We start from the raw sequence: 12,718 nt of genomic DNA, 5'->3' as shown, positions 1-12,718 counted from the left end.
AAAATTACTCGAACATGCCTCGAATACTAGTCATCGATGATGATGCAGCGATCGCTGAAATAGTCTGTATTAACCTCGAAATGGCTGGGTATGAGGTCAACCAATCGCCTGATGGTATTCAGGGTCAGGCAATGGCGCTCCAAATCCAGCCAGACTTGATCGTCCTAGATTTGATGCTGCCTAAAGTTGATGGATATACCGTTTGCCAGCGGTTGCGACGGGACGATCGCACTTCAGACATTCCCGTGTTGATGCTGACGGCGCTCAGTCAGACACAGAACAAGGTCGAAGGATTTAATGCTGGTGCGGATGACTACCTCACCAAACCATTTGAGATCGAGGAGCTACTGGCGCGGGTGCGGGCATTGCTCCGGCGAACCGATCGCATTCCCCAAGCCGCCAAACATAGCGAGATCCTTAACTATGGGGAACTGACGCTAGTACCCGAACGCTTTGAGGCAATTTGGCGTCAGGCGACGATCAAGCTGACGCACCTCGAATTTGAACTGTTGCACTGTTTACTCCAGCGACACGGGCAAACAGTGTCCCCTAGTGAGATTCTCAAGGAGGTCTGGGGTTACGATCCAGACGATGATATCGAGACGATTCGCGTTCACATCCGCCACCTCCGCACGAAGATGGAACCCGATCCGCGCCGTCCCAAGTATATCAAGACGATCTACGGTGCGGGTTATTGTCTGGAACTTCAGAACGATCGCGAGGAAGAAAAAGCCCCGATCGGCTAATATTTTAGGTGCAGATTGGCTTTTAATCCCAGCCGCGAGCGCATGAGATCGGATTACCTATGAGATAACTCACATCTTGCACCAGCAAAGAATTGTGTGGAGGTTTCCTCCGCATACAAATTCGTCAAGACCGTACTATTCACTATCCACTATCCACTATCCACTAAAATACTAGTAAGTCTGTTTCGATCCAAGATCCGAGATAATCGGTTATCAACCCACCGCCACCAGCCGATCGCGAGTTACCATAGATACATAAAGTGCGATCTAGTGGAATAAAGACATGGTACAGTCCCAATATTACGGCGGCGACAGCTATTACCGGACACCGCCACCAGATTTACCCTCGTTGTTATTGAAAGAGCGGATCGTCTACATGGGTGGCCCGCTCGTATCTTCCGATGACTACAAGCGGCAAATGGGCTACGATCCTACCAAACTGTTGATCGCCCAGTTGTTATACCTCCAATTTGACAACCCCGACAAACCGATTTACTTCTATATCAACTCCACCGGGACATCTTGGTATACTGGCGACTCGATCGGGTTTGAAACTGAAGCTTTTGCGATTTGCGATACTTTGGGTTACATCAAACCGCCCGTACATACGATTTGTATCGGTCAGGCAATGGGTACCGCCGCCATGATTTTGGCCGCAGGGACTAAAGGTTGTCGGGCGAGTTTACCTCATGCGACGATCGGCCTCAATCAGCCGCGTAGTGGGGCACAGGGGCAAGCCAGCGACATTCAAATTAGGGCAAAAGAAGTCCTCGACAATAAAGCCGCAATCCTAGACATTTTCTCACACAGCACTGGTCAATCAGCCGAGAAAATCGCTAAAGATACCGATCGGATGTTGTACATGACACCCGCAGAAGCCAAGGAATACGGCTTGATCGATATCGTCCTCAACAGTGTCAAAGATCTACCGACAGCGATTCCTGCTCTAGTGTAAAGGTAAGCAATCGGCAAACGGGTAGAGATTAGAAATTAATTATTAAGCCTGAAGCCTAGACGGTGGGCATTGCCCACCCTACATTTCTGAAGCCTAAAGCCTAAAGCCTAAAGCCTAAAACCTAACCCCTACCCTCTATCCCATGGCAGTCGATCGAACTTTAAACGTACCATATAACCTTCCGGGGAGTTCTTATTGGCAGTGGATTAATATCTACACGCGGATGAGCCAGGAGCGGATTATTTTTCTCAATCAGCCGATTACCGATGGGCTGGCAAATAGTATGGTTTCGTCCTTGCTGTACCTGGAGTCAGTCGATAATACCAAGCCGATTTATTTATATATCAATTCCTTGGGCGATCCTGTCGCGGCGGGAATGGCTGGGGTAGAAGTTGGCATGATGTCAGTCATGGCGGGATTGGCAATCTATGACACCATCAGACACATCAAGTCGGAAGTCTATACGATTTGTCTGGGTCAGGCAATGGGGATTGCGACACTGCTACTATCTGCTGGCGCTCCTGGCAAACGGGCGAGCTTACCCAACGCTACCATCGGTCTAATGCCGACTCGGGCGGGTAGTCGCGGACAAGCCTCGGATATCACTGTCAATGCTGCTGAAGTCTTGGCGAAAAAAGCCACCATCGTGGATGTGTTCGCACAAACTACGGGCAAGTCCCCCGCGCAAATCGAAAGTGACAGCGAGCGGATGTTTTATATGACAGCCCACGAAGCCCAAGCCTACGGACTGATCGATCGAGTTCTCGAAAGCTCGAAAGATCTTACTTTAGGGGATAGGGGTTAGGGGTTAGGGGTTAGTGAGTTCGGACGCTCGCGTCCTTTCTGTCTTACCCTACCATTTCCCTATTCCCTATTCCCTATCCCCTATCCCCTATCCCCTAATCACTATGTCAATCGGCGTCCCTAGCGTTCCATATCGTCTGCCTGGTAGTTCTAACGAACAGTGGATTAATATCTACGATCGATTATTCCGCGAGCGGATTATCTTCTTATTTGAGGAAGTTGATGCGGGCATGGCAAATGCGATCGTAGCTTATATGCTGTATCTAGATTCGGAAGACTCCAGCAAACCAATCTATGTCTATATCAACTCCCCCGGTGGTGAAATCACTGCCGGAATGGCTATCTATGACACGATGCAGCACATCAAGTCAGAAGTAGTGACTATTTGCGTCGGCTTAGCTGCTTCGATGGGTTCGTTCCTGCTGGCGGCGGGGACTCCTGGCAAGCGGTTGGCACTACCCCATGCGCGGATTATGATTCACCAGCCCCTCGGTGGCACCGGACGGATGCAGGCATCGGATATTCAGATCGAAGCCAAGCACATCCTCGAAACGCGGACTCTGCTCAATAAATTGATGGCAGAACGTTCTGGTCAAACTTTGGAGCAGATCGAAAAGGATACCGACCGCGATAATTTCATGTCAGCAGCCGAAGCTGTGACTTATGGACTGATCGACAAAGTAGTGGAAACCGCTAACGTTCGCTAATTCCGAGCTACGATATCGGCTTCAATCGACACATCCCCATTCTCAATCATTTAGAACTAACGTTCGATTGAGAATGGGGATTTTCCATAAGTTAGGAACATTACGATGCTAAATATCTGTCTGAGTTAGGAACGATCTTTGTAAAATTTTGACTGTTTATGCTAATGGTACATCCATCGCTCCAAATCTCAGTATCAATCAAAAGAGTTTTAGAGTTTTTGAAAAATACTTCAAAATGACCACAAAAGGGTAACTTTTGATTTAGTATAGATAGGTACAAAAAAACTTCAAACTAGTGTAAACTGGGGCACATAAATAATTACGCCAACAAATTAAGCTGTCATCGTACTGTGTCTTGCTAGGAGTGAGAAGTAGAGACGAATCGGCAGTAAAGTCAATATCTCCTCACCTACAACTTAACTGCCAACTACTCGATCGAAAGCACGAGCTGAGATGAGTAAAGTTTTAGTTCTTATGTATTAGTAATTCAGCCGCGATCGTACTTGCTAGTTAAGCCATGTTTACAGCTAATTGCGAACGGGGAGTACCAAGGATTTCATGTGTCAATGAGCGATTTTCACCGAGACTTTATCAAACTTGCGATCGAGATCTATGGTCTAGAACTCGACGGTCATCAAATCGATACCATCTTAGCAACTTGGCTAAAGCAATACGATCCTACTTGGATTCTCAAAGCGATCGTCGAGTCTCTATATCGAGGACGATATAAGATCGTATCTGTCGAAAATATTCTCAAAGACTGGCACAGACTTGGCAATCCTCGTTACCAATTTACACCGGAGTACGAGCGAGAGATTTTTGAAAAAATCCCGCAACCATTACCCCGATCGATCGCAGTAGTCGCAGCAACAGCACTAACTGATGTCGGTGTGGTAACTGGACCTGAAGATGCGCTCGCTGTCAGTGCGATGCCGCTGCCAGAAGATGCCCCATCAGCGCCACCAGCGTCTCAATTGCCACCGATGCCAATAGTGCGCCTCAATAGCGAGTATCTCAATCCTGAAGAGTCGGCACCGTTTCAATCTCATTATCACTCCTTGTTGCTTCACAACACGGCACGAGTGGGGAGCAACCCAGTAGCTAATTTGGAGTCAACTGAGGCTCAGCTCGATCGAGGCAGCTCGCTACAACTCGAATCGATCCAACGACGAGGTAGTTTCAGTCACTCCGAACCAACAAAACTAGAGCGCATTCGGATTCAGCCCGCTAATTGTCAGTTATTTAATACGCTCAAAGCGATCGTCGATCCCAATTATCAGCGGCCAGTGGTCGATGCCAACACTCTCGCTCCCAATGGCAACATAAATAATATTGCCAGCTTCATGATGCCGATCGATAGTCCCGATCGAGAACAACAAGTCTAACCTGGAATCCGATCGAGGCAAGTAGATCGCTCGTCCGAGCGACAATCCAGTAATCGCTCCTCTACCCTTCTTCCCTAAAACCTAAAATCTAAAGCCTAAAGCCTAAAGCTAACGGTTGCGGAGTACCTGAACTAATGTTTGAAAATAAGCGGGAATTGGTGCTGTTACGCTAATTAACTCTCCGGTTTCGGGATGGATTAGTTCGAGACGATGAGCGTGCAGAGCTTGTCCTGGTAGCTTGACGCCGATCGATCTCCCCGTACCATAGACGGGATCGCCGACGATCGGATGTCCCATTTTGGTGGCATGTACCCGGATTTGATGAGTTCTCCCAGTTTCCAGCCGAAATCTAATCAGGCTAAAACTTCGCAATCTTTCTTCAATCTGCCAATGTGTCACCGCCGATTTGCCACCGAGATCGAGTGCGAGGATCGTATTTTTTTGACGATCGACAGGGTGACGACCGATGGGTAAATCGATTGTGCCGCTATCAACCTTTGGTGTGCCGTAGACTACCCCTAAATACTCGCGCCGTGCTGTTTTAGCCTGAAGCTGCTGTTGCAGGTGCTGGTGGGCAAAATCGGTCTTGGCGATCGCGATTGCCCCACTGGTATCTTTGTCAAGGCGGTGGACGATGCCGGGACGCTGAATACCGCCGATCTGCGAGAGGGGACAATGAGCTAGGAGCGCATGAACTAGAGTCCCCGTGCTGTGTCCCGCCGAAGGGTGAACTACCATTCCCGCTGGCTTATTGACGATCGCTAGATGGGCATCTTCGTAGAGGATATCGAGGGGAATCGATTCTGGCACGAGATCTATCGCTTCGGGCGGCGGTATGGAGACATACACTCGATCGCCAGCTTTTAATCTATACTTTTTGTCAGTACAAACTCGATCGGCGATCCTGACATGACCTTGGGAAATCAGTTTTTGCCACCGCGAGCGGGAAAATTCTGGGAGTTGTGCGCTCAGCCACAAATCCAATCGAGATTCGCTTAGATCCGTGGCTGCGACGATGAGTTCGATTTGCTGCGGTAACAGGTTGGCAGCAAAACTACTGTCCTCAAATGTGGGAAAATTATTGACTTCGACTGGGTTGAATATATTCATCTAAATTGCTGGTATGAAAACTAAATTTCGTCCTCACTCGCGGCTCATCCGACTGGAAAATCAAGCTGGCAGATTTGTCATTCATGGGATGGGACGGTGGTATCATCATTGGCGCGATCCCTACCATTTGCTGTTGACAGTTCCCTGGCTGGGATTTGTGGCGATCGTTTCTTTGACGTATCTGTTGCTCAATACGCTGTTTGCGTTGGCATATTTAGCTGGTGGCGATTGTTTAGAAGGCGCACGGGCAGGTTCATTTAGCGATGCTTTCTTTTTTAGCGTCCAGACATTAGCTTCGATCGGGTATGGGGCGATTCATCCGAAGACATTTTATGCAAATTCAATTGTCACCGTCGAATCGATCGCCAGTTTATTATTAATTGCGGTGTTAACTGGACTAGCGTTTGCCAGATTTTCTCGACCGATCGCCAAAGTATTGTTTAGTAATTTTATCATTATTACGACTCATAATAGTCAACCAACCCTGATGTTTCGAGTTGCTAACGAGCGGCACAATTTTATTTTAGAAGCTCACGCTCAAATCTATTTAATTATCGATGAAGTAACTGATGAAGGTGAATTCATGCGCCGGATTCACGAACTCAAGTTGCTCCGTCAGCGGACTCCGAGCCTTGTATTGACATGGACGCTGATGCACCCGATCGATGCTGATAGTCCGCTCTATGGTTTGGATGCACAAGATTTACAGAGACTCGATGCCAATATCAGCGTGTTAATTAGTGGTGTCGATGAAACAGTCGCCTATACGATTACCGCCCGCCATGTTTATGCTACTCAAGAAATTTTATTCGATCGGAGTTTTGAAAACATCATTCATAAGTCAGATAATGGCGATCGCTACTTTGATTATAGCCTCTTCCATCAAGTTCGCCCGAGTTCAACCATTGTCGAGCAAAAATAGCGATCGCATCGAGCCGCTCGACGAGCCTAAATTAACTCGTCGTTCACTATTCATTTGGTTCCTATCCACTAACTAAAAGATGACGTTCGATCTACCCTAGAGTTTAATAGCCACTACTTAAAAATTCGATCGAGTATTTTAAACCAATAATCGGTATAGAGAAATACTGGTAAGTTCATTATCGGATGTTGGTACAAATAATTTAATCCTAATCCGGCACTCATTCCCAATAGTTGCCAGCCAATAATCACCACTAAACTGATACGATCGCTCCAGCCGCGAGTTTTCAAATCTAAGCTAACTAAAAATCCAGCCGCAAACAAAATCACAGCATCTACAAAAAATTGGAGCCATGTGAGTAAAACAACTGACATCAGGCTACCTAGTACGATCAGAATTAGGGCGCGCGTATCAGTCTTGAAAAAGCCGCCAAACCCAATCGAGACACTCCGACTGGGGAAAGTAGCAATGCCAGCGAGAACGATCGTTCCCAAGCCAACTAGCAACCACACTTGACGATCGTTAGTCCAAGCATGTAACAACCAGCCAAAGGTGGCATAGGTAATAAATAACAGTGCTAGAGAAGTCAGTGGGGATTTAAGTTTTTGGCGATCGATCACGATAAGTTGAGACTACCGAAGATGTTAGTACCAGTTTACAATTTTCTGAAAAACTTAGCTAGTATAGTTCATTAATTAATTAGACGCAGTGGTTCAAATCCCCCACCTTCTAAGTGGATGGTTGTTAGGAGCATTTTTAAATCCCTATTCTAACAACCAAATTCTCAATTCTCAATTCTCAATTCTCAATTAATTTAATTATTTTTGGTTTTGAAGTTGGAAAGCTAGAGCGAGTGCATCTGTTGATTTTTTCCGTTCGCCAAGTTGTTGATATATCTGAGCGGCAGTTTTGAAGTCGCTGATGGTACCTGCGCGATCTTGGAGTCCCTGACGAGCGGTGGCACGATTATAATAAGCATCAGCAGCATTGGGATTTAGCTCGATTGCTTTAGTAAAATCGCGAATTGCTGCTTGAAAATCTTTGAGGTTATTGTGAGCGATACCACGATTATTGTAAGCTAGAGTATTGCTAGGTTGGAGTTGAATGCTTTTTGTATAGTCAGCCACTGCCCCAGCATTATCGCCAGATTTGCGGCGAATATTAGCACGATTGTAATAGCTAGAGTAAGTGGGGTTTAACTGAATCAATCGATCGTAATCGGCAATTGCACCCTGATTATCGCCCATTTCTAATTTCGTCCAAGCGCGATTGTTATAGGCAAGATCGTAATTAGGATTAGCTTTGATGGCGAGATCGTAATCAGCCAGTGCGCCAGCGCGATCGACCATTTTATATTTAGCCAGTCCGCGATTGAGATATCCTTCTGCTCGATTGGGTTTGAGTTTAATTAATTGCGAGAAATCAGCGATCGCAGCGGTAGCTTCACCAGCATCTAATAATAAGTTACCGCGATTTAGATAAGCATCTGCATAGTTAGGATCGATTTGAATTACTCGATTTAAGTCGGCGATCGCGCCTTGCTTATCACCACTTTTCCGTCGAGAAACAGATCTATTAAAGTAGCTATTGATATTCTGCGGGTTTAGCTCGATCGACTTAGTATAGTCAGCGATCGCACTTTGGCGATTGCCAGATAGATCGTAAGCAACAGCTCGATTGTAAACAGCTTTCTCAAAGTTAGGGCTAATTTGAATCGATTGAGAAAAGTCAGCAATCGCACCGTTGTAGTCTTTTTTCCGAAACTTCTGATTGCCTGATGATAGCAGATCTTCAGCTTGTTTCTGCGCGGATTGTGCTACCCGATAGCTATGACTAGTAGCAGTCGATCCGAGCGGATTAGCATAGCTATAATTACAATCGGCGATCGCTGTAGCAGCTACTAGGATGAGTGAAGTAATACTTACAGTAATTGATAGTTTCATCGTTAGATAATATGATAAAGTAGGTTGTAAAATTTGCTAAGTTTCAATATTTTTTATTCGCTCGATATCTGGCGATCGTGACAACTGAGAGTAGCCAAGACAACTAAAATCTAGCGTGACTGGCTCGGGTATATACAGCGGTTTGCAACTTAATAAGGTACGATACCCCTGATTCAGATCCCCGACTTCTTGAAGAAGTCGGGGATCTTGTACCTCAATAACCTGAAAAGTGCTGTATTGCGAGCGGAAATCGATCGCCACGATGAGTAAATTGCTGACATTGTTATTGTAACGTGAGTTTACCAGCGTAACATCAAGGCTAGATCGCTCGCCAACTCGATCTATTTTAATCGAATGATTTTAGTTGAGCGTACTGAGTAAAACAACGATTAACGATGCCACTAGTAACTAAACTGGCAGAAATTGTATTACTCGCTATGACTGCAAATAACGCCACAATTAAATAACCAGCCGCATTAACAGGTTGAATCTGGGCGAGTAATTCCCCAGTCAAAAAGCCCGGAATCGTGACTAAACCCGTCACCATCAGCGTATCGATCGTCGGTACTAGCGCCGACTTAATAGCTGTCTGGCGATAGGTAGCGATTGCTTGAGCTGGGGATGCTCCCAAACTAAGCTGAGTTTCAATCTCTGCTTGATGTCGATCGATCTCACCAATCAGCCGCTCGCCCGCAATCGCTGTATTATTGAGCAAATAACCCAAACAAATCCCCGCACAGGAAACCAAGTATTGAGGTTGGTGCCAATTTGTCGGCTTAATCACCACTAAAATTGTATACCCAACCGCGACTATTAGCCCCGTAAAGATAGCGCCACCGACAATCGGTAGCAAATTCTTCATTCGATCGCCAATTCGGTTATTAGCAGCGATCGTCGTCGCGATCGCCAGTACACTAATTCCACCGACAGTCACCAGTGGATTGTCCAGTTGCCAGACGAGCTGCAAACCCAAACCCATCACCAATAACTGCAAAATCGATCGAGCAGCCGCGATCGTGAGTTGCCCAGCCAATCCCACGCGTTGCCATTGCAACAACCCGATGGAGATCCCGATTAAGCCTAGCGCCCAGGCGATGTCTGTTAAATCTAAAATGCGAGGAATCATGGGAGATGGTGGGACTGGGGGACTGGGGGACTGGGAGACTGGGGGACTGGGAGACTGAACAATTATTCCGGCTCTATTCACTATCCACTATCCACTATCCACTATTCACTATTCACTACTCCCTACCCTACATCGAAGACTTAAACCAACCGCGTTTCCAGAAGAAGAATACCAGACTACCAGCGGTAATGCCCATTAAAGCCAGACAAAGAGGATAGCCCCAATACCAACCTAACTCAGGCATGTTAAGTGGCGATTTTTCACGATCGAAATTCATGCCGTAGACGCCAGCAATGAAGGTTAGGGGGATAAATATTGCCGAGACAACAGTTAGTAATTTCATGATTTCGTTCATTTTATTACTAACTGCGGACAGATACACATCCATCAATCCTGTCGCTAGCTCTCGGTAAGTTTCGACCATATCCATCACTTGAATAGTATGATCGTAACAGTCTCGTAGATACACCTGAACCTCACTACCAATTAGATCGCTACCATCCCGAATCAAGGAATTGATCGCATCGCGCTGCGGCCAAATTGCCCGTCTGATCGTGAGTAGTTCGCGCCGAATTTTGTAAATTTTTTCTAGCGTCGATCGATCGGGACGGAGCATGACTTCTTCTTCGAGATCTTCGATTAGTTCTCCATAATGTTCCAAAACTGGAAAATAACCATCCACGATCGCATCCAATAAGCAGTATGCTAAATAATCAGCGCCTTGCGTCCGAATAATGCCCCGATCGAGATCGATTCGTTGCCGGACACCATGAAAACAATCTTGTTCGGGTTCTTCTTGAATCGTTAATAGATAATTTTTACCTAATACTAAACTTACTTGCTCCTTGGTAAAGCTAGTGCGATCGGGACTAAGCACGACCATAATGGCAATAATCAATAACTGATCCTGGTAATGCTCTACCTTCGGACGCTGCGGTACATTGACGACATCTTCTAACAACATCTGGTGTAGATTAAAGATCGGACTTAGAGCATCCCATGTTGCCATGTTTCCCAATCCTAAAACATCGATCCACGAAACAGTATGCGTTCTGAGATAATCTCTAATTTCGGCTGGATTAGTAATACTAACCTTGGTGGCTCGATCGCGATCGTAGTCAATTAGCACCAACTCTGCTGGCAGCGCATTTTTACCTAAATTTAGCTGTCCGGGTGTAGTACCTGGGCGATCGTAAAAATAATCCAAACGAGATGTTTCTGGTGGCTGATAAGTAGTTGGAAAGCTTTGATTTGACATGTTTTTAAATCGAAAATAGCTAAAAATCAAACAGCAATTTGGTACTACTCGTGTCTAGAGTAATAATATTAGTCTCATCATTAACAGCACTAGCATTATCCTTGGCTTCGACTAGTTTAGGCTCGCAACTAGCAAGTCCTGAATTAGTAGACAATGAGCTGGAGACTTATACTGCTGTTAAAACTACACTGAGGCAATCTCCTCGCCACCACGATCCGGTTAGACTAATAGGGGCTGCAAGCCAACACAAACGATCGACTATCAAAATTTGGAATTATTAGGTTGGCTAATTGGTAAGTGCGGACGCGCCGGAGGATCTGGAAGATTTACCGGATACCCCGATCTAGCAGGATTGTCGTAATTATCCCATATTGCAGATTCCATCCCTGACGCTCTTAGTACCATCTCGATCGATAAATACATGGAAAATAGCTCGAATATTTGGTGGATTTATGCTTTGCTTTCGGCTTTTTTTGCAGCATTAACGACGATATTTGCCAAAGTTGGGATTGAAAATGTCGATGCCAATTTAGCTACAGCCATCCGCACCGCCGTAATTGTCTTCATCGCTTGGGGGATCGTCTTAGCTCAAGGTAGCCTCAGCCAGCTTGCCACAATTTCGACTCGATCGCTAATTTTCCTGATTATTTCTGGCGTTGCCACTGGTTGCTCGTGGATTTTTTACTTTCAGGCACTCCAGCTTGGCAAAGCCGCCCAGGTAGCCCCGATCGACAAATCCAGTGTCATGATGGTAATTGTATTTTCGGCACTATTTCTCCACGAACCACTTACATTCAAAGTCATCCTCGGCGGTTGCCTAATCGCGATCGGTACATTAGTCTTAGTCTTGTAACTCAGTCACTCTGGGCACAATCCGCTCTCCCCAAAATTTTCCAACTGGGGCTATCTCTCACCATCGTCTTCTTTCCTACATGTACGCAGCCACCACCAAATCATTCAGCTACCAACCCCCAGCATCCGCCCACAACGCCCGTCAGATTCTCGTCAAACCCAATCTCGGTTATCCCGTTGCCGCACCCGTCACAGTCAGTATGGGCGTCTTAGGCGAGATCTTACGATCGCTCCGGCAAGCCAGCCCCAATGCTAAGATCTCGATCGTCGAAGGCGTCTGCTCGCCCGTGAGCCTCCACGACATTGCCAGCAAAAATGGACTGTACGCCCTGCTCGATGATGGCATGGAACTTCTCGATGCCGATACCCTGCCCCTCATCGAATACCCCAATCTCGCCCCCACTCCTGCCCGATTTAAAACCATGTGGGCACCCGAACTCCTCCAGCAAGTAGATTGCCGCATTACCGTCGGCACCTTCAAGCGGACGATCCTCAAAGACAAACCCCTCATCTCCGCATCCCTCAAAAATCTCTACGGACTGTTCCCTCGCTCGAAATACCACGCCCGCAGCCTCAATTCACGCGGACAACTCCACCAACCCTCCGTCCCCAAAGTCCTCCAAGATGTTTACTTCTGCATCGGACATCTCTTCGATGGGGCAGTAGTCGATGCCGACTTGCGACTCATCAGCCCCGACTGGAAACCCGATCGCGGTCAGACGATCGAGTTTGGTAAAATATTCTCCGGTACCGATCCAATCTCCGTCGATCGATCGGCCTGTATCGCCACAGGAGAATATTTTACCAAACTCGATCGTCTGACCGCGATCGGGTTTCCAGTCGGGGCTGATGAGTCGCAAGTCGGCATCGACTACTGCCCCATCGAAGAGATGTCCGATGCAGAAGTAAA

At 46.7% G+C, this 12,718-nt stretch carries 13 protein-coding genes; 8 read left to right on the top strand and 5 right to left on the bottom strand.

Translation table 11 applies throughout. The annotated features are described in order from the left end of the window. The first annotated feature begins 14 nt into the window (after positions 1-14). From RMO52_RS09745 to RMO52_RS09725, 5 genes are all read left to right on the top strand, one after another. The gene (locus tag RMO52_RS09745) at positions 15-746 is read left to right on the top strand and encodes a response regulator transcription factor (protein ID WP_310413439.1); all 732 of its coding nucleotides are present in this window, start codon (positions 15-17) and stop codon (positions 744-746) included. Between the two features lie 283 nt (positions 747-1,029). Then, the gene (locus RMO52_RS09740) at positions 1,030-1,701 is read left to right on the top strand and encodes an ATP-dependent Clp protease proteolytic subunit (protein WP_310413436.1); all 672 of its coding nucleotides are present in this window, start codon (positions 1,030-1,032) and stop codon (positions 1,699-1,701) included. A gap of 142 nt (positions 1,702-1,843) precedes the next feature. Beyond that, positions 1,844-2,506, top strand: coding sequence for an ATP-dependent Clp protease proteolytic subunit (locus tag RMO52_RS09735; protein ID WP_310413433.1), 663 nt, complete (start codon positions 1,844-1,846; stop codon positions 2,504-2,506). A gap of 103 nt (positions 2,507-2,609) precedes the next feature. After that, positions 2,610-3,212 (top strand): ATP-dependent Clp protease proteolytic subunit, encoded by a 603-nt coding sequence (locus tag RMO52_RS09730; protein WP_309737831.1) that lies wholly within the window; start codon positions 2,610-2,612, stop codon positions 3,210-3,212. 566 nt (positions 3,213-3,778) lie between these two features. Continuing rightward, positions 3,779-4,597: a hypothetical protein gene (locus RMO52_RS09725; RefSeq protein WP_310413430.1), complete on the top strand. Its 819-nt coding sequence runs from the start codon at positions 3,779-3,781 to the stop codon at positions 4,595-4,597. Between the two features lie 108 nt (positions 4,598-4,705). Here the strand turns inward: RMO52_RS09725 and RMO52_RS09720 are convergent, their stop codons facing one another. After that, the gene (locus tag RMO52_RS09720) at positions 4,706-5,707 is read right to left on the bottom strand and encodes an RluA family pseudouridine synthase (protein ID WP_310413427.1); all 1,002 of its coding nucleotides are present in this window, start codon (positions 5,705-5,707) and stop codon (positions 4,706-4,708) included. A gap of 13 nt (positions 5,708-5,720) precedes the next feature. Here RMO52_RS09720 and RMO52_RS09715 point away from each other — a divergent pair, with 13 nt between their 5' ends. Further along, the gene (locus RMO52_RS09715) at positions 5,721-6,629 is read left to right on the top strand and encodes an ion channel (protein WP_310413423.1); all 909 of its coding nucleotides are present in this window, start codon (positions 5,721-5,723) and stop codon (positions 6,627-6,629) included. A 113-nt stretch (positions 6,630-6,742) separates the two neighbouring features. Here the strand turns inward: RMO52_RS09715 and RMO52_RS09710 are convergent, their stop codons facing one another. From RMO52_RS09710 to corA, 4 genes are all read right to left on the bottom strand, one after another. Further along, positions 6,743-7,249, bottom strand: a complete 507-nt coding sequence (locus RMO52_RS09710) for a hypothetical protein (RefSeq protein ID WP_309738498.1) — start codon at positions 7,247-7,249, stop codon at positions 6,743-6,745. A gap of 198 nt (positions 7,250-7,447) precedes the next feature. Further along, positions 7,448-8,572, bottom strand: a complete 1,125-nt coding sequence (locus RMO52_RS09705; RefSeq protein ID WP_310413420.1) for a tetratricopeptide repeat protein — start codon at positions 8,570-8,572, stop codon at positions 7,448-7,450. A gap of 346 nt (positions 8,573-8,918) precedes the next feature. Further along, positions 8,919-9,698 carry an ABC transporter permease gene (locus RMO52_RS09700; protein WP_310413417.1) on the bottom strand — a complete coding sequence of 260 codons (780 nt, stop codon included), beginning with the start codon at positions 9,696-9,698 and terminating at the stop codon, positions 8,919-8,921. A gap of 127 nt (positions 9,699-9,825) precedes the next feature. Continuing rightward, positions 9,826-10,956 carry a magnesium/cobalt transporter CorA gene (corA, locus tag RMO52_RS09695; RefSeq protein WP_309742397.1) on the bottom strand — a complete coding sequence of 377 codons (1,131 nt, stop codon included), beginning with the start codon at positions 10,954-10,956 and terminating at the stop codon, positions 9,826-9,828. 421 nt (positions 10,957-11,377) lie between these two features. On the opposite strand from corA, the gene RMO52_RS09690 reads away from it, so the two are divergent. Further along, the gene (locus RMO52_RS09690) at positions 11,378-11,809 is read left to right on the top strand and encodes an EamA family transporter (protein WP_309742399.1); all 432 of its coding nucleotides are present in this window, start codon (positions 11,378-11,380) and stop codon (positions 11,807-11,809) included. 79 nt (positions 11,810-11,888) lie between these two features. After that, the coding region (locus tag RMO52_RS09685; protein WP_310413414.1) for a DUF362 domain-containing protein at positions 11,889-12,718 on the top strand (830 nt) is incomplete at its 3' end.

The organism is Chamaesiphon sp. OTE_8_metabat_110 (genome assembly GCF_031382685.1).
Taxonomy (GTDB): domain Bacteria; phylum Cyanobacteriota; class Cyanobacteriia; order Cyanobacteriales; family Chamaesiphonaceae; genus Chamaesiphon.
The sequence above is the reverse complement of the archived record's forward strand: the minus strand, read 5'-3'. Positions and strand labels throughout refer to the sequence as shown.

Coding starts and splice junctions, on each gene's coding strand:
- RMO52_RS09715 (WP_310413423.1), top strand. CDS start 5,721: ATGAAAACTAAATTTCGTCCTCACTCGCGGCTCATCCGACTGGAAAAT.
- RMO52_RS09735 (WP_310413433.1), top strand. CDS start 1,844: ATGGCAGTCGATCGAACTTTAAACGTACCATATAACCTTCCGGGGAGT.
- RMO52_RS09740 (WP_310413436.1), top strand. CDS start 1,030: ATGGTACAGTCCCAATATTACGGCGGCGACAGCTATTACCGGACACCG.
- RMO52_RS09705 (WP_310413420.1), bottom strand. CDS start 8,572: ATGAAACTATCAATTACTGTAAGTATTACTTCACTCATCCTAGTAGCT.
- RMO52_RS09725 (WP_310413430.1), top strand. CDS start 3,779: ATGAGCGATTTTCACCGAGACTTTATCAAACTTGCGATCGAGATCTAT.
- RMO52_RS09700 (WP_310413417.1), bottom strand. CDS start 9,698: ATGATTCCTCGCATTTTAGATTTAACAGACATCGCCTGGGCGCTAGGC.
- RMO52_RS09745 (WP_310413439.1), top strand. CDS start 15: ATGCCTCGAATACTAGTCATCGATGATGATGCAGCGATCGCTGAAATA.
- corA (WP_309742397.1), bottom strand. CDS start 10,956: ATGTCAAATCAAAGCTTTCCAACTACTTATCAGCCACCAGAAACATCT.
- RMO52_RS09690 (WP_309742399.1), top strand. CDS start 11,378: ATGGAAAATAGCTCGAATATTTGGTGGATTTATGCTTTGCTTTCGGCT.
- RMO52_RS09730 (WP_309737831.1), top strand. CDS start 2,610: ATGTCAATCGGCGTCCCTAGCGTTCCATATCGTCTGCCTGGTAGTTCT.
- RMO52_RS09720 (WP_310413427.1), bottom strand. CDS start 5,707: ATGAATATATTCAACCCAGTCGAAGTCAATAATTTTCCCACATTTGAG.